Here is a 16,802-nt window from a genome sequence, read left to right as displayed (position 1 = left end):
CATTTGTGGCAGTCCTGTCGTGGCACAACCCGCCGCCAGCGGCAGGCGCGAGCGGGCTCTGCGATCTGGCACGCAACTTGTAAGAAAACGGCAAGCAGGGCGCGTCAGACGCCCGCCTTTCATAACAAGAGTGCACCGCAGGAACCGCGGTGCCGGACGACGGAGATCCAGCATGTCCCAGCCCGAACAGCGCGAAAATCGCAGCCGCCAGCAGCAGTCGACCGAGGCCCTGGCTGCCGCCATGGACCGCAGCGGCCTGTCCCGCCGCGACTTCCTGAAGATCGCCGGCGCGGCCGGCCTGGCCTCGGCGACCGGCGTACAGGCCGCCCCGGCTCAGGCCGCGGTCTCGACACGGGCACGCATCGTCGTGCTGGGTGGAGGCGCCGCCGGCCTGACCATGGCCGCCCGCCTGCGCGCCCTGCTCGATGGCGCCCGTATTACCGTGGTGGAACCGAGCGAGATCCACGACTACCAGCCCGGCTGGACCCTGGTAGCGGCGGGCGTCTATTCGGTCGGCGAGGTCCAGCGGCGCAACGAGCGCTATATCCCGCGCGGGGTGGACTGGGTGCGTTCCGCCGTCGCCGCGATCGACCCGGAGTCGCAGCGGGTGGAGACGGTCGATGGCGACCACCTGGACTACGACTTCCTGGTGGTCGCAACCGGCCTGCACCTGGACTTCGAGGCCATCGACGGCCTGCGCCGCGAGGACATCGGCCGCCCGGGCCTGACCAGCATCTACGCCAGCGCCGAGGCCGCGCGCGATGCCTACGAACAGGTACGCACCTTTGGCGAGCGCGGCGGCGTGGCCCGCTTCACCATCCCGGGGACGCCGATCAAGTGTGCCGGCGCCCCGATCAAGGCCACCTTCATCGCCGAGAGCCTGCTGCAGAGCGCCGGCCAGCGCGGAGATGCGGAGTTCCACTACCACACCGGGGCAGACCGCCTGTTCAGCGTCGCGCGCTTCGACACGATGGTGCGCGACCTGTATGCCGAGCGTGACATCGCCGTGAACGAGGATGGGTTTCTCGCCGCGGTCGATATCGACGCCCGGCAGGCCACCTTCCGCGGGACGAACGGCAACGAGGAGACGGTCGACTACGACTACCTCCATGTGACGCCGCCGATGCGGGCCCACGGGTTCGTGCGCGAGGCCGGGCTTGCCGTGGAGGATGGCGCGCTGGCCGATGGCGGCTGGCTGGCGGTGGATGATCGCACCCTCCAGCACACCCGCTATCCGAACATCTTCGGCGCCGGCGATGTGGTCGCCACCGCGATCGGCAAGACCGCCTCCACCGTGCGCTCCCACGGCGCGGTGATGCCGGACAACCTGGTGGATGTACTGCAGGATCGCGAGCCATCGCGCGAGTTCGACGGCTACACCTCCTGCCCGCTGATCACCGAGGTCGGCAAGGCCGCCCTGGTGGAGTTCGACTACAGCCTGCAGGAGGTCCCGACCTTCGGCTTCATCGATCAGGGCGAACCCAGCTGGATGTGGTGGCGTCTGAAGGTGCACATGATCAAGCCGCTGTACTTCAACATGCTGCGCGGGCGCTACCTGCGCTAGGGAAACACTGATCAATGTACACGCTCGCGTTGGTACCCCAGGTTTTCCGAGACAAGGCGCGGTGCGCAGCCGGTAGTCGTTCTACCGGCCCGTTTTTGACTAATGCGGGCCGCAACGCAGGATCGGGGAACCTGGGGTACCAACCCCACAAGCCATTGAATGCAGGGGCTCGAGTCGCTTTTGCCTGCGCACGGCGTTGCGGTTCCCTTGTGCAGAGTGACTGCACGGCAGTCACCGCGCCTTGTTCGCACGCAAAAGCGACTCGAGCGCGAGCGTGTACATTAATCAGTGTTTCCCTAGGAGCCTGACTGATGTCCACACGCCCAATCGGTCCGCTCGCGCTGCGTCGAGCCCGGATGCCCGTCGTCCGCACGCGATGAATGCTACCGCCAGGGAGTGGCTGCGCCAGCGTGCCCGCCCCCATCGCCGCTGGCTGTGGCTGTCCGCGGCCGGCTCCCTGATCGCGGCCGGCGCGACGATCGGCGTGGCCGGCATCATCGCCCAGGCCGTGTACCAGGCCCTGTTCGCGCCCGAGCGCCTGGACTGGGCAGCGGTGCTGGCGGCCGGGCTCGTACTGATCGTGCTGCGCTACAGCGCACAGGGACTGCGTGACCTGGCCGGCCAGCGGCTGGCCCACGCGGTCAAGGGCCGCCTGCGCGGCGAGCTGCTGCATCGCGCCCGCGAGGCCGGTCCGGCGCGGCTCGCGGCACAGGCCACCACCGGCGAATGGATCGAACGCTTCCAGGCCCGCGGCGAGGACCTGACCGGCTACTACGCGCGTTACCTGCCCGCGCTGCAGGCGGTCATCCTGATCCCGCTGGCGATCCTGATCACGGTGTTCTGGCTGGACTGGCTGGCCGGCCTGCTGCTGCTGTTCGCGGCCCCGCTGATTCCGGCCTTCATGGCTATCGTCGGCATGGGGGCCGAACAGATCCATCGCCAGCAGCAGGCCGAGCAGGACCGTCTCGCCGGGCACTTCCTGGACCGCATCCGCGCCCTCGACTGGCTGCGCCGGGCACGCGCAATCGAGGCCACCCAGTCCGAGGTGGTGGAGCGCAGCCACCATCAGCGCCGACTTACCATGCGTACGCTGCGGGTGGCCTTCCTGTCCTCGGCCGTGATGGAGTTCTTCAGCGCCGTGGCCATCGGCATGGTCGCGATCTATGTCGGCTTTGCCCTGTTCGGGGCGCTGGACTACGGCCCGGCCGCGGAGCTGACGCTGTTCACCGGTCTGTTCGTGCTGCTGCTGGCGCCGGAATACTTCCTGCCGCTGCGGCAGTTCGCACAGAGCTATCACGACCGCGCCGGTGCGCTCGCGGCGGCCGAGGCTCTGGCCCCGCTGACCGCGCCCGCCGAACACCCCGCCGCCAGCGCCGCTCCGGCCATCGAGCCGCCCGAGACCGACCCGACCGGCGCGATGCTCGCACTGGAAGCCGTCAGCCTGCGCTATCCCGGCCAGGACGCACTCGCCCTGCCCCGGACCACGCTGACCGTCGAGCCCGGCGAATCCATCGCGATCACCGGGCCCAGTGGCGCGGGAAAATCCACCCTGCTCGCCCTGTGTGCGGGGTTCCTGCAACCGGACGAGGGACGCGTACGGCGCCATGGTGATGCGCAATCGTTCGTGTGGATCGGACAACAGGCCCACCTGTTCCACGGGACCCTGCGCGAGAACCTGCAGCTGGCCCGCCGCGAGCCCCTCTCCGATGAGGAGATGGGCTCGGCGCTGGCGCAGGCCGGCCTGCCGCTGACGGCGGCGGAGCTGCCGGACGGCCTGGATACGGCGATTGGCGAGCAGCGCCGCGGCCTCTCCGGCGGCCAGGCCCAGCGTGTCGCCCTTGCCCGCGGCCTGCTCTCCGGCTACCGGCTATGGCTGCTGGACGAGCCCACCAGCGCACTCGACGCAGACACCGAACATGCATTGCTGGACACCCTGTTCGGGCTGGCCCGGGAACATGGGCTCACGCTGGTCGTGGCCACGCACCACACGACGGTGCAGGCCCGTTGCCAGCGGACCGTGAATCTCGTGGGGGATCGGGATGCGTAGGGACGGCTTCCGGGATCTGCGCTTCCTGCACGCGGTCTTCCGGCAACGCCGGCTGTGGTACTGGGGCGCCTGGGCCCTGCTGGCCCTGACCTGGGTCGCCGGGATCGTGCTGCTGGCGCTGTCCGGCTGGTTCATTACGGCCACAGCCCTGGCCGGGGCCGGCCTGCTGGCCACCCTCGACGTCTACGTCCCCTCGGGCGGCATCCGAACCGCGGCGATCGCGCGCACGCTTGCGCGCTATTCCGAGCGGCTGGTCAGCCACGAGGCGGTGCTGCGCAGCCTCGCCGACCTGCGGGGCCGGACCTTCCGGGGCCTGGCGGCCCGTCCCGCCGGCTGGGTCCGCGCCTATCGCAGCGGCGACCTGCAGACCCGGCTGACCGGGGACATCGACACCCTGGACGCGATGCCGCTGCGGGTCGCGGGCCCGATCATCGCCGCTCTGCTGAGCCTGCTGGTCACACTGGTCATTGCATTCTGGCTGGCGCCATGGCCGGCGGCGGCGCTCCTGCTGGTGGCCGGCACCCTGACCATGCTGGTCTCGCTGCTGCTCGCATGGGTCGGGCAAGGTGACAGCCGCCAGTTGGTACGCGCCCGGGCTCATGAGCGTATCGCCCTGGCCGACTACATCGGGGGCCTGGCCGAACTGATCGCCTTCCAGCGGGCGGGCGATACCGAACAGGGGCTGGCGCGGCAGAACCGCGACCATGCCCGGCGACTGACCCGACAGGAGTCGGTGGGCACACTGACCGAGCCCGTGGTGCAGGCGGTGGTCGCCGTCTCGGCACTGCTGATGCTCCTGCTGGCCCTGCACTGGTACACGCAGGGGCTGATTTCAGCACCTGTGGCGGTCCTGCTGCCCCTGATGACCCTGGGCCTGGGCGAGGTCCTGGGCAGCCTGCCGGGCGCCTGGTGGCGGGCCGGCGAGAGCCTGGCCGCCGCGCGCCGCATACGTCATGTGGTCGCGCGGAAGCCCCTCCCGGCCGATTTGCCCGAAGGGGGTGATCGGCAAGAACACCCGCGCCTGTCCGCGCAGGGCCTGGTGACGGGATTCGAGGCCGGCCGCCCGCTGTCGGCACCGCTGGACCTGGCACCCGAACCCGGGACGCCGCTGGTCGTGACCGCCCCGAGCGGACACGGCAAGAGCACCCTGCTGGACACCCTCGCCGGCGAACAGGCGCCCCTGGCCGGGTCGGTCCGGATCGGGTCAACACCCATCGAGGCCCTGTCGGTCGATGCCCGCTATGCCCGGATCAGCTATCTGCCGCAGACCCCGCACCTGCCGGACACCCGCATCCGCAACATCCTCGCGCCCGGTCCGCATGACGACCACCAGGACGAGGCCCTGTGGGATGCGCTTCGGCAGGTCGACCTGGCCGACCGGGTTGGCGCCGATGCGGATGGACTGGACGCCCGCATCGGCGAGGGCGGGCAGCACCTGTCCGGTGGCCAGCGTCAGCGCCTGGCGCTCGCCGCCATACTCCTGCAGAACCGCCCGATCGTGCTGCTGGACGAACCCTTTTCCGGTCTCGATGCCGCCACCATCCAGCGGATCCTGCAGCGCCTCCGGCCCTGGCTGGCTCGGCGCCAATGCATCCTCGTGACCCATGCCCCGGACGCGCTGCCGCCGGACTGGACACGTCTGCTGCTACCGCGCCCCGCGCTGCCCCGGACGGGTTCTGATTCGGTTACTACTGCTTAGGGAAACACGGACCGGGCTCAACGCCCGCCTTGCGCTGCCGCGGCCCACTCGCGGAGCGCGGCAACATCGACACAGGGGCCCGGCAAATCCGGCCCCCGGAACACCGTTGCCGGACACTGCGGCTCGCCAAATCCATCCAGGACAACCAGGGCGCCGGTGAAGTCCTGCTCGCGCGTGTAGTCGTTCGTCGTGACCACCACATTCAGCCCCGCCCCCCGGGCTGCGCGCACGCCGTTGTCCGAGTCCTCGAGGGCCAAGCAGGCCTGTGGCGGCAGATCCATCGCCTCCAGGGCGTGCTGGAAGATATCCGGGGCGGGCTTTTTCTCCGGGACGACGTCACCGGCAGAGATCACCTCGAAGCGATACGGGCCCTCTTCACCCAGGGTCGCTTCCAGCAGCGCGGTGACGTTCTCGGGCGTCGTGGTGGTAGCGATCGCCAGGCGCAGTCCTGCCGCCGACGCCTCGTCGAGCAGACGTTCGACCCCCGGCCGCAGCGGGATCGCGCCGGTCTCCAGCAGCGCCACGTAGTGCCTTGTCTTGGCCGCATGCAGGTCCCGGATGCGCTGATCGATTTCGGGCTCGTCCAGGATGTCGGGATGATCCTCCGAGAGGTACTGGCGGATGCGTTCCTTGCCACCCGTCACGCGCAACAACTGTCCGTAGCGCTCGACGCTCCACTCCCAGTCCAGCCCGGCCTCGGCAAACGCCTGGTTGAATGCGACGCGATGCCCGTCGCGCTCGGTATCGGCCAGTGTGCCGTCGACATCGAAGATCAAGGCCTTCAGTTCCTGCATCCGGGTTCCTCTGGATATGTGGCTGATAAAGTGGGATTCGCTCCGGGCCCCACACAAAAAATACTGGCACGGGACTTGCCCAGCCGGGCTGTCTCTGATACTAAGTGCGCCTTATTTTTCCAGCCGGAGAGAATGCCCGCATGGCTGCTGACAAGAATCAGGACCACCCCTCCACCAAGCACATGGTTGCCGGAGGCATCGCGCCCTACGAGCCGAAGTCCGGCGAAGAGTACATGAATCCGGATCAGCTCGATCATTTCCGCAGCCTGCTGCGGGCATGGCGCCAGGAGCTGGCCGAAGAGGTCGACCGTACCGTGGGCCACATGCGTCAGGACGCCGCGAACTTCGCGGACCCGGCCGACCGCGCGACCCAGGAAGAGGAGTTTGGCCTGGAGCTGCGTGCCCGCGATCGCGAGCGCAAGCTGTCGAAGAAGATCGACGAGGCCCTGCGCAAGATCGACACCGGGGACTACGGCTACTGCGAGACCTGCGGCGTCGAGATCGGCATCCGCCGCCTCGAGGCACGCCCGACCGCCACGATGTGCATCGACTGCAAGCAGCTGGCGGAGATCAAGGAAAAGCAGATGGCCTAGGGAGACGCTGATTTAATCGCACGTCCGCGCTCGAGTCGCTTTTGCGTGGGAACAAGGCGCGGTGACTGCCGTGCAGTCATTCTGCACAAGGGAACCGCAACGCCGTTCCCACGCAAAAGCGGCCGAGCCCCTGCTTTCAATGGCTTGCGGGGTTGGTGCCCCCTGTTCCCCGATCCTGCGTTGCGCCCCGCATTCATCAAAAACGGGCGGGTAGAACCACTACCCGCTGTACGACGCGCCTTGTCTCGGAAAACAGGGGACACCAACGCGGACGTGCGATTAAATCAGCGTCTCCCTAGCAGGTCATCCGGCGGCAGGATGGCTGTGCCATGACTACCGCCAGCTCGAATCAAGGCGCCCCCTATGTGGGGCGCTTTGCCCCTACCCCCTCCGGCCCGCTGCATGCGGGTTCCCTGTTCGCCGCCGTTATCTCGTGGCTGGACGCCCGCAGTCACCACGGCCGTTGGCACCTGCGTATCGACGACATCGACACCCCGCGCGTCCAGACGGGCGCGGAGTCCGCGATCCTTTCGGCACTCGAGGCCTTCGCCCTGGACTGGGACGGCCCGCCCACCCGCCAGAGCAACCGCACCCCGACATACCAGGCCGCGCTTGAGCACTTGCTAGCCCGGGACCTCGCCTTTGGCTGCGCCTGCACCCGGCGCGACCTTGCTCACAACGGCAAACCGGGCTGGGAAGGCCCGATCTACCCCGGAACTTGTCGTCAGGGTCCGCCGGCCGGACACCCGCCGCGGGCCTTCCGTGCCCGTGCGGCGCAGTCACACTGGGACGTGGAAGACCGTTTCCTGGGCCCCGTCGCCTTCGACCTCGAGGCCCTCGGCAGCGACTTCGTCATCCGCCGCGCGGATGGCCTGTTCGCCTACCAGCTGGCCACCGTCGTGGATGATCTCGGGTTGGGCGTGACCGACGTGGTGCGCGGAGTCGATCTGCTGGGCTCCACTCCCCGTCAGATGCAGCTGTATCAATCGTTGACCACGCCCTGGCCGCGTTACGCGCACCACCCCGTGCTGATCGGCGCGGGTGGCCAGAAGCTGTCCAAGGCGACAGGCGCCGCGGCTCTGCGCGAGGACACCACACGCGCCCAGCTCGCCTCGGTGCTGACCTGGATCGGACTGACACCCAGCGATCACGATCATCCCGACCGTCCCGCCACCCAGCTGGCCGAGGCACTGGACCGTCTGACCGAGCGCCCCCTGGCGACCCGCTTGCCACTAGCCACCGGCGTGCCCGTCCCCAATCACGCAGGGTAGACTGCGGCCATGCTGTTCCAGCCCACCCCTACATTCGCGCCACGGCCTGCGCCCCGTCGCAGGCCGCATTGGCGCAATCCGGGGCGCTGACCTTGCAGTCTTCACGCGCAATCCTCGTCGCCCTGCTGGGCGCCTTGCTGTTCCTCAGCCCACTGGTCATCTGGGTCGCGCACCTGACGCCGGCCTGGTGGTGGCCATTCGCTGGCTGGGCGACATTCATCGTCCTGGTTGCCGTTGTCTTTGCCGGGGGTCGCCGTGACCCTTAGCCTGGGCCTGATCTACGCCGTCGGCGTGGCCTATCTGGCGCTGTTGTTCGGGATCGCCTTCCTGGCCGATCGCGTTCCGCGCGTCGGGCGCATCGCGGCCAACGGCTGGGTATTCAGCCTGTCGCTCGGCGTCTATGCCACGTCCTGGACCTTCTACGGCAACCTCGGCTTCCTCGCGGACCATGGCTACCTGTACCTGACGATCTACCTGGGCGTGACGCTGGCCTTCGCCGCTACCCCGTGGCTGCTGCGCCCGATCCTGCGCCTGACCCGCGAGCAGCAGCTCACATCCCTGGCGGATCTGTTCGCGTTTCGCTATCGCAGCCGCTGGACCGGCCCCATCGTCGCGCTATTCATGCTGGCCGGGGTACTCCCGTACATCGCGCTGCAGATCAAGGCGGTCGCGGAATCCGCCGGCGTCCTGACGGCCGAGACGCCACCGCACCTGCTGGCCCTGACCTTCAGCGCCACCATCGCGTTGTTCGCGATCCTGTTCGGCGCCCGCCATATCGCACCGCGCGAGAAACACGCCGGCCTGGTGCTGGCCATCGCGTTCGAGTCCATCGTGAAGCTGGTGGCGATCCTCGGCATCACCGCAGTCGCGCTGTACGCCGTCTTCGGCGGGTTTTCCGGCCTGGACACCTGGCTGACCGAGAATCCCGAGGCCGTGGATGCGCTGTACGCGCCGGTACGCGAGGGCGGCTGGTTCGCGATGATGATCCTGGCGTTTGCCGCCGCCTTCCTGCTGCCGCGCCAGTTCCACATGCTCTTTACCGAGAACATCAACCCGGCGGCGCTCAACCGGGCTGCCTGGGCCTTTCCCGCCTTCCTGCTCCTGCTGAACCTGCCGATGCCGGTGCTCTACTGGGCCGGAGAGGCGGCCGAGCTCGGCATCGACACCAACTACTACGCAATCGGCATCGCCGGCATGGTCGACTCGCCCTCGCTGGCCTTGCTGGTGTTCATTGGTGGTCTCTCGGCCGCCAGCGCAATGATGATCGTGACCACGCTGGCCCTGGCCCACATGGGGACCAACTACCTGTCGCCACTGACGCGCCTGCACGACGAGGACAGCGCCGCCGCCAACCTCTATTCCCGGCTCCTCTGGGGTCGACGCCTGTGGATCGTGTTCATCATCGGTCTGGGCTACGCGTTCTACGGCCTGCTGCAGGTGGTCGAAGGCCTGGCCCAGCTGGGCCTGATCTCGTTTGCCGCCGTGGCCCAACTGCTACCGGGGCTGATCGGGCTGATGCTGTGGAAACAGGCCAACCGCGTCGGCTTCCTGCTGGGACTCTGTGCGGGCATCGCCGGCTGGCTGTTGACGCTGGTGCTGCCGCTGATGGCCAAGGCGGGGATCGTTGCTGGCTACCCGGACCCACAGGGAATGCTTCGGGCCGAGGCCCTGGACCCGTGGACCTTCGCCCTGATGTGCAGCCTCGGCATCAATGCCGTGCTGTTTGTGCTCGGCTCGCTGCTGACCCGCCCCAACCGCGAGGAGACCGAGGCCGGGCGCGCCTGCTGCCCCAACGAATCGGCCGGGACCGGCGGCGGCCTGCCGCTGGCCGGCGATGTCGCCGAGATGGAGACCGCACTGGCCGCCACGCTCGGTGCCAGCGCTGCCCGTCACGAGGTCCAGCGGGCCCTCGACGATCTCGGCCTGCCGCGCCACACCCGTTCGCGCGGCGACCTGCGCACGCTGCGCGAGCGCATCGAGCGCAACCTTTCGGGCCTGCTGGGCCCGGTGCTCGCCCGCATGATCGTCGACCAGCACCTGCGTCTCGACGCCGCCGGGCGCCACACTCTGAGCGAGAGCCTGCGCCGGGTGGAAGAGCAACTCGAGACGCGCGCCCTGCCCCTGTCGGGTCTGGCGGCCGAGCTGGACGCCCTGCGCCGCTTCCACCGCCAGATTCTTCACGAGCTACCGCTGGGAGTGGCAAGCCTTGGCACTTCCGGCGAGATCACCGGCTGGAACCAGGCCCTGGCCAAACTGACGGCGATCAGCACCGACCAGGCCATCGGATGCAATCTGCAGCAGCTCGAAAGCCCCTGGGCGGGGCTGCTGACCGCCTTTATCGAAAGCCCGGATCGACAGTGGTACAAGCTCAATGTCGACCTGCCCGATGGCAACCGGCGGCTGAACCTCCACAAGTCCGCGCTCCAGGACGAGCACGGCCGGCTGGAGGGTCGCATCGTCCTGATCGAGGACATCACCGAGCGCGCCCAGCTGGAGTCCGAAATCGCCCACGGCGATCGCCTGGCCTCGATCGGGCGTTTTGCCGCCGGGGTCGCGCACGAGATCGGCAACCCGCTGACGGGCATCGCCTCGCTGGCGCAGAACCTCCCGCTGGAGGAGGACCCCGAGGAGGTGCGGGGCACCGCCGAGGATATCCTCGCGCAGACGCGGCGCATCAATGCGATCGTGCAGTCGCTGGTCACCTTCGCCCATGCCGACGAGGGCCCCTCCGCCGGGCATTTCGAGACCATCGCGCTGGATGCCATCGTCCATGAGGCGATTCGCCTCACTCGCCTTGCCGGGCGCAAGGACCTGCGCTTCGAGCTGGACGGCCTCGAAGGGCTCTATCTGCGCGGCTCGCACGCGACCCTGCTGCAGGTGTTCATCAACCTGCTGACCAATGCCGAACAGGCCTCGCCCGAGAATGCGACGGTAGCGATCAGCGCCAGCGCTCGCGGTCGCAATATCCACCTGATCATCGACGACCGCGGGCCCGGTATCGAGGAATCCAGCCTGGAGCGACTGTTCGAGCCGTTCTTCACCACGAAGCCCGCCGGCCACGGCACCGGGCTCGGCCTGCCGGTCGCCTACAGCATTGTGCGCGACCACGGTGGTACCCTGATGGCCGCGAACCGCCCGGACGGCGGGGCGCGTTTTATCCTGATCCTGCCGCGACACAACCCCGATGGCGACCACGCATGACGCGCATCCTTCTGGTTGACGACGAAGCCCCGATCCGGCGTGCCGTACGCCGGTTCCTGGAGCATCACGGCTTCCAGGTGCGCCTGGCCGAAGACCTGGCGAGCGCCCGCGCCGCCCTGCAGGAGGAACTGCCGGACCTGATGCTGGTGGATCTGCGCCTGCCCGACGGCGAGGGCATCGAGCTCCTCGCGGAGGCCGGCCAGACACCCACCGTGATCATGACCAGCTATGCCTCGGTCCCATCGGCCGTCACCGCGATGAAGGAAGGCGCGGCTGACTATATCGCCAAGCCATTCGATCACGATGCCCTGTTGCTCACCCTGCGCGCCGCACTGCGGGCCGGGGGCCCGGTCGCAACAACGGCGGGTAGCGACCGCGATTCTGACGCTGATGGCCTGGGCCTGATAGGCGACAGCGTGGCCATGCAACGCCTGCGCGACCAGATCCACCGGGTCGCGACCACCCAGTCCACCGTACTGCTGCGCGGCGAGTCGGGCACGGGCAAAGAACTCGTTGCGCGGGCCCTGCATCGGCTCAGCTCGCGGGCAGCCGGACCGTTTATCGCGGTCAACTGCGCAACCATCCCCGAAGGTCTGGTCGAGGCCGAGCTGTTCGGCCATGCCCAGGGCGCCTATACCGGCGCCGTCAAGGCGCGCACCGGCCTGATCCAGGCCGCCCACGGCGGCACGCTGTTCCTGGACGAGATCGGCGAACTGGCCCCGGCCGCGCAGGCGCGGCTGCTGCGCGTGCTGCAGGACGGCGAGATCCGCCCGGTGGGCGCCAACGAAAACCTGAAGGTCGATGTCCGCCTGCTGGCGGCCACGCATCGCGACCTGGAGGCGATGATCGGCGAGCAGGCCTTTCGTGCCGATCTGTACTACCGCCTGCGCGTACTGGAGCTGTCCATCCCGCCGCTGCGCGAACGGCGCGAGGATATCCCGGCACTGGCCCGGCATTTCCTCGCCGATCTGGCAGGGAACGGCGGAGGACCCGCCGAACTCACCCAGGCCGCGCAGCAAACGCTCGAGTCCCACGACTGGCCGGGCAACGTGCGCGAACTGGCGAATGCCCTGGAGCGCGGCTGGGTGCTAAGCCCGGACGGCCGGATCGAACCGGACCACCTGGGGCTGGCCCCGGCTGCAGGCAATGGCGACACGACCCCCGAAGGCTCGAGCCTCAATGACTACTTTCGCCGCTTCGTGCAGCAGAATCAGGACCAGATGACCGAGACCGAACTCGCGCGTGCCCTGGGCATCAGCCGCAAGACCCTGTGGGAACGCCGCCAGCGCGAGAACCTGCCCCGCCCCTGACCGACTCGACCCGGTCGAGGAGAGACGCCTTGAGCGATGCACGCCGCGTGTTCCTTGCGCTGTGGCCCGACCAAGCCACGCGCGAGATGCTGAATAACGAGGCGAAACGACTGAACGGTCCAGGCCGGTCCGTCCCCAGGGCCCACCTGCACCTGACGCTGGCCTTTGCCGGCACCATTTCCGCCACCCAGGCCGACTGCATCGCCCAAGAGATCGGTACGCTGGAGCAGGAGGCCTTCCCGCTCACGCTGGACCGGCTGGGGCATTTCGAGCGGGCACGCGTCAGCTGGATCGGGCCCTCGGAGGCACCGGCCGCGCTCGACACACTCGCGGCGCGGGCGCGCGACCTCGCCCGGGCCTGCGGCGCCAAGCCGGAGGATCACCCGTTCCGGCCTCACATGACCCTGCGCCGCTTCGCGCGCCCGCCCGAACGCGACACCCCCGAGCACGTGATCCACTGGAACGCCACGGAGGTCGTGCTGATCGAATCCGGACAGGGTGGCAACCCCGGCCCCTACAAGGTCCTCGCGCGGGTCCGCCTCAGTTCTTGAGCGTGACCGGAGAGGTAAACATCAACAGGCCATAGTCGGCCTCGTACTGCTCCTTAAGCTCTGCGGCGATGCGGTCGCACAGATCGGGGGAGCCGACCACCTCCAGCTTGATATTCCCGCCCTGACGCCAGTTGCCCCGGCGCTTGCCATGCTTGCCCCAGCCGCGGGTGTCGGACACGGTGTAGCCGGCCGCACCCTGGCGGCGCACCTCCTCGATCAGGATGTCCTCCAGGATGGCCTCGGCCACCACCGTCAACAGCAGCATCTCCTCCGATTGCATCGCTCTAGCCTCCCAGCGAATAGAGCCACTGGGTCATCCAGAAGTACAGCGGGACGCCCAGGAAGATATTGAACGGGAAGGTGACCCCCAGCGAGGCACCGATCGACAGCGCGGGGTTGGCCTTGGGTACCGCGATGCGCATCGCCGCCGGCGCGGCGATGTAGGACGCACTCGCGTACAGGGTAGCCAGCAGCAGCGTACCACCCAGGCTCATGCCCAGGCCCCAGCCCAGCAGGATCCCGAGGATCGCCGAGACCACCGGCATCACGATCGCGAACACCACCAGGAAAAGCCCGTACTGGCGTACCTCGGCGATCCGGCTCGAGGCGACCAGCCCCATCTCCAGCAGGAACAGCGCCAGCACGCCCTTGAACAGATCGAAGAACATCGGCTCCAGCGGGTCCATCAGTTCGGGACCGGCCACGAAGCCAATCACCAGCCCGCCGGCGAGCAGGAAGATGCTCTTGCCGAAAAAGACCTCGTGCATGGTCTTGCCCCATTGCACCGGTCCCTTCGTGCCCATACGTGCCAGCAGGATGCCGATCACCAGTGCCGGCATCTCCAGCAGCACCAGGAAAACCACCATGTGGCCCTCGTAGTCGATCCCGCGGGCCGCGAGAAAGGCGACCGCCACCGAGAACGTCACCACACTGACCGAGCCGTAGTGCGCGGCGATAGAGGCCGAATCCGCGCGCGGCATATGCCCCAGCCAGCGCAGCACCGGGAACGCCAGCAGCGGGATCAGGGCCCCGACCGTCAGCACTGCAAGGCCGGGCAGGATGAGCGGCACCAGCTCGCTTTCCGCCAGCTTCACGCCACCATGCAACCCGATGGCCAGCAGCAGGTAAATCGACAGTGCCTCGTAGATCGCCATCGGGATCTTGAGGTCCGACTTGGCCAGCCCGGCAATCGCCCCGAGCAGGAAGAACAGAACTACCGGATCAAAAGCCATTTCAACCCGTCTCCGTTACTGCACTGCAGCACCCGGAATATCGTAGGGCAAACTCGAATCAATGTGCATCGATCCGCCGCTGCTACTGGCAGTAAAGCCAGACGGCTTCAGTGATGGGCTACGCTCGTAATGAGTGGTTTGTTCCCGAGCTGCCGGAGGCTGGCCGATGACACGCATCCTGATCCTGCAGGGCCACCCGGACCCGGCCGAAGGCCACTTCGACCATGCGCTGGCGGACGCCTACCGCGAGGGTGCCGAGCGTGCAGGTCTCGCAGTGGATGCGTTCCCGATCGCCCAGCGTGACTTCCCGCTGCTGCGCAGCCAGGCCGAGTTCCTGGAGGAGGCCGTGCCCCCGGCGATCCTCGAGGCACAGGAGTTGATCGAGGTCGCCAACCACCTGGTGCTCGTCTACCCCCTGTGGATGGGCGATATGCCGGCGCTGGTCAAGGGCTTCCTGGAGCAGGTCTTTCGGCCATCCTTTGTGGGTGACGGCGACATGAACCAGTTGCGCCATACCCGGCTGAGGGGCCGCTCGGTGCGTATCGTCGTCACCATGGGCATGCCGGCACCGATCTACCGCTGGTTCTATCGCGCGCACAGCCTGAGGAGCCTGGAGCGCAACGTCTTCCTTTTCTGCGGCTTCAGCCCCGTGCGCCACACCCTGATCGGGCAGTCCGGGGGCAATGCCGCTAGCCGCGAACGCTGGCTGGAAAAAATGAGGGAGCTGGGAGGTCAGGCGAAGTAGCACGACCATCGGTACACTCCCCCGGACCCCCAGCCAACGGACGCGTGTGAACCACAACGATCACCCCCTGAGCGAAGTACCGGACCACGCCCGCAAGGGGTTCTGGTCCATGACCGTGGTCCTGTTCGGGTTCACCTTTTTCACCTCGACCCTGTGGGCCGGCGGGTCGCTGGGCACCGCCTTCAGCTTCGGCGAACTGATGGTGGTGATTGCGCTTGGGAATCTCCTGCTCGGAGCCTATGCGGCCACACTCGCCTACATCGGCTGCAAGAGCGGGCTGCACACAGTGCTGATGGGGCGCTTCTGCTTCGGCGAGTGGGGCAGCAAGCTCTCCGACGTGATCCTCGCGTTCACCCAGATCGGCTGGTACGCCTGGGGTACCGCAACGGTTGCGATCATACTGGTCGAGACCACCGCCCTCCCCGAACCCATGGAGGTCGGACTGATGGTGCTGTTCGGCTTCGCCTTCTGCATCACCGCGATGATCGGCTACCGTGGTCTCGACTGGCTCTCCCGCGTCGCCGTGCCGGTAATGCTGCTGTTTATCCTGTTCACGCTGTTCATTGGCGTGGGCGAGGTCGGCGGCCCCGGCGGTCTGCTGGGGCAGGATCCGGAAACAGAGATGGGCTTCGGCTCCGCGCTCACCATCGTGATCGGGACGTTTGTCGGCGGCGCAACACTGGCGACCAACTGGACCCGCTTCGCGCGCACACCCCGCATTGCGGTGATCGCCACCCTGGCGGCCTTCGTCTTGGGAAATGGGTTGATGGTACTGACCGGCGCACTGGGCGCGCTGATCTATCACGAGGCGGACATCGTCCACGTGATGCTGGCGCAGGGGTTCGTGACCTTCACGCTGCTGATGCTGCTGCTGAACATCTGGAGTACTCAGGACAACACCATCTACAACTTCGGCGTGGCCGGTTGCAATCTGCTGCGCACCCAACGCAGGCGCCTGGTGACGGTACTCGGGGCCGCTATCGGCACGGCACTGGCGGTGGCCGGGATGTATGACTACCTGGTGCCGTTCCTGATCCTGCTGGGGACCTTCATCCCGCCGCTGGGGGGTGTAATCATGGCCGATTACTGGCTGCGCCACCGGGGGCAGTATCCACAACTGGCCAACACCCGGCTCCCGAGCTTTCACTGGCCGGGGCTGCTGGCCTACGCCGCCGGCTCGGCGGCCGCGTACTACTCGCCCGTCGTGCCGCCACTAGTTGGTGTGGTGGCCGCCACCGCGGCCTATGCGGTTCTGATGAACCCGGCCCTGCCCGCCGCGCTGCGGGCGCGACGGGCAGAGAATCGCTAAACCATCCGGGAAGGTTGATCAGAGATCAGGCGTCGGCGGGGTCGGCGGCTCCGGCAGGTCGGACGGATCCGGCAACGGGCCATCCCCCGGCGAGGGCGGGCTGGACGAACGCGGCGGCTTGGGCAGGTCCGGGCTGCTGCCACCGCGCTGCTGTCCCGGGGGTGTTCCGCCATGGCCCGGGGGCGGATTGCCTCCGGCCGGGGTACCACCACTGGCCCCGGGCGAGCCCCCCGGCGGGCCACCGGGGCCCGGTTGCGCCTGAGCGGTGCCGACCGTGAACAAGGCGCCCAGCGCCGCCGCCAATACCCAACGTTTCGTCGACATCATGTCACCTACTCCTTGTGTGGATTCCTGCCCGTGAGTCCGCGCGAAAGGCCCGGGCGTTCCGGCACACCCGAAAAACTGCCAATCCCTTCACACTATGCAGTCGCTTCGCGAGACCTTACGCCGTCGTTCCAGGATGAACTCTCATCCCCTGTGCAGGAA

The 16,802-nt window shown here is 68.0% G+C and carries 15 protein-coding genes; 11 read left to right on the top strand and 4 right to left on the bottom strand.

Going from position 1 to position 16,802, the window contains the following annotated elements; all coding sequences use genetic code 11:
• The first annotated feature begins 172 nt into the window (after positions 1 to 172).
• The 3 genes from F468_RS0111565 to cydC all read left to right on the top strand — a co-directional run bounded on the left by F468_RS0111565 (position 173) and on the right by cydC (position 5,310).
• Complete coding sequence (locus tag F468_RS0111565) at positions 173 to 1,564, top strand: FAD-dependent oxidoreductase (RefSeq protein ID WP_018138860.1); 1,392 nt, start codon at positions 173 to 175, stop codon at positions 1,562 to 1,564.
• A gap of 376 nt (positions 1,565 to 1,940) precedes the next feature.
• Positions 1,941 to 3,611, top strand: a complete 1,671-nt coding sequence (cydD, locus tag F468_RS0111560) for a thiol reductant ABC exporter subunit CydD (RefSeq protein ID WP_018995228.1) — start codon at positions 1,941 to 1,943, stop codon at positions 3,609 to 3,611.
• The gene (gene cydC / locus F468_RS0111555) at positions 3,604 to 5,310 is read left to right on the top strand and encodes a thiol reductant ABC exporter subunit CydC (protein WP_018995227.1); all 1,707 of its coding nucleotides are present in this window, start codon (positions 3,604 to 3,606) and stop codon (positions 5,308 to 5,310) included. Before cydD ends, cydC begins: the two co-directional genes overlap by 8 nt.
• A gap of 17 nt (positions 5,311 to 5,327) precedes the next feature.
• Here cydC and F468_RS0111550 read toward each other — a convergent pair whose 3' ends face one another.
• Positions 5,328 to 6,104 carry an HAD family hydrolase gene (locus F468_RS0111550; protein WP_018995226.1) on the bottom strand — a complete coding sequence of 259 codons (777 nt, stop codon included), beginning with the start codon at positions 6,102 to 6,104 and terminating at the stop codon, positions 5,328 to 5,330.
• Positions 6,105 to 6,244: 140 nt separating this feature from the next.
• Here F468_RS0111550 and dksA point away from each other — a divergent pair, with 140 nt between their 5' ends.
• From dksA to thpR, 6 genes are all read left to right on the top strand, one after another.
• Complete coding sequence (dksA, locus tag F468_RS0111545) at positions 6,245 to 6,697, top strand: RNA polymerase-binding protein DksA (RefSeq protein ID WP_018138864.1); 453 nt, start codon at positions 6,245 to 6,247, stop codon at positions 6,695 to 6,697.
• Between the two features lie 329 nt (positions 6,698 to 7,026).
• Positions 7,027 to 7,968 carry a tRNA glutamyl-Q(34) synthetase GluQRS gene (gene gluQRS / locus F468_RS0111540; RefSeq protein ID WP_018995225.1) on the top strand — a complete coding sequence of 314 codons (942 nt, stop codon included), beginning with the start codon at positions 7,027 to 7,029 and terminating at the stop codon, positions 7,966 to 7,968.
• Between the two features lie 68 nt (positions 7,969 to 8,036).
• A complete protein-coding gene (locus F468_RS14535) occupies positions 8,037 to 8,234 on the top strand; it encodes a hypothetical protein (protein ID WP_155997849.1) in 198 nt (65 codons plus the stop codon).
• Positions 8,224 to 11,169: a sensor histidine kinase gene (locus tag F468_RS0111530; protein WP_018995223.1), complete on the top strand. Its 2,946-nt coding sequence runs from the start codon at positions 8,224 to 8,226 to the stop codon at positions 11,167 to 11,169. Before F468_RS14535 ends, F468_RS0111530 begins: the two co-directional genes overlap by 11 nt.
• A complete protein-coding gene (locus F468_RS0111525) occupies positions 11,166 to 12,479 on the top strand; it encodes a sigma-54 dependent transcriptional regulator (RefSeq protein ID WP_018995222.1) in 1,314 nt (437 codons plus the stop codon). The genes F468_RS0111530 and F468_RS0111525 overlap by 4 nt, the downstream gene beginning before the upstream one ends.
• 29 nt (positions 12,480 to 12,508) lie before the next feature.
• Positions 12,509 to 13,030 carry an RNA 2',3'-cyclic phosphodiesterase gene (thpR, locus tag F468_RS0111520; protein WP_018995221.1) on the top strand — a complete coding sequence of 174 codons (522 nt, stop codon included), beginning with the start codon at positions 12,509 to 12,511 and terminating at the stop codon, positions 13,028 to 13,030.
• Here the strand turns inward: thpR and F468_RS0111515 are convergent.
• Together F468_RS0111515 and F468_RS0111510 are read right to left on the bottom strand one after the other, a co-directional pair.
• Entirely contained in the window at positions 13,020 to 13,310 is a 291-nt protein-coding gene (locus tag F468_RS0111515; RefSeq protein ID WP_018995220.1) for a hypothetical protein, read from the bottom strand. The genes thpR and F468_RS0111515 overlap by 11 nt on opposite strands.
• A 4-nt stretch (positions 13,311 to 13,314) precedes the next feature.
• Complete coding sequence (locus F468_RS0111510) at positions 13,315 to 14,262, bottom strand: sodium-dependent bicarbonate transport family permease (RefSeq protein WP_018138871.1); 948 nt, start codon at positions 14,260 to 14,262, stop codon at positions 13,315 to 13,317.
• 166 nt (positions 14,263 to 14,428) lie between these two features.
• On the opposite strand from F468_RS0111510, the gene F468_RS0111505 reads away from it, so the two are divergent.
• A complete protein-coding gene (locus F468_RS0111505) occupies positions 14,429 to 15,007 on the top strand; it encodes an NAD(P)H-dependent oxidoreductase (protein ID WP_018174416.1) in 579 nt (192 codons plus the stop codon).
• A gap of 46 nt (positions 15,008 to 15,053) precedes the next feature.
• Positions 15,054 to 16,316: a cytosine permease gene (codB, locus tag F468_RS0111500; protein ID WP_018174415.1), complete on the top strand. Its 1,263-nt coding sequence runs from the start codon at positions 15,054 to 15,056 to the stop codon at positions 16,314 to 16,316.
• Positions 16,317 to 16,334: 18 nt separating this feature from the next.
• Here the strand turns inward: codB and F468_RS14325 are convergent, their stop codons facing one another.
• Positions 16,335 to 16,640: a hypothetical protein gene (locus F468_RS14325; RefSeq protein ID WP_081601208.1), complete on the bottom strand. Its 306-nt coding sequence runs from the start codon at positions 16,638 to 16,640 to the stop codon at positions 16,335 to 16,337.
• Between the last annotated feature and the right edge of the window lie 162 nt (positions 16,641 to 16,802).

The sequence above is a fragment of the Thioalkalivibrio sp. ALJ2 genome (genome assembly GCF_000378325.1).
Classification (GTDB): domain Bacteria; phylum Pseudomonadota; class Gammaproteobacteria; order Ectothiorhodospirales; family Ectothiorhodospiraceae; genus Thioalkalivibrio.
This window is presented reverse-complemented; position numbering and strand designations above follow the sequence as displayed.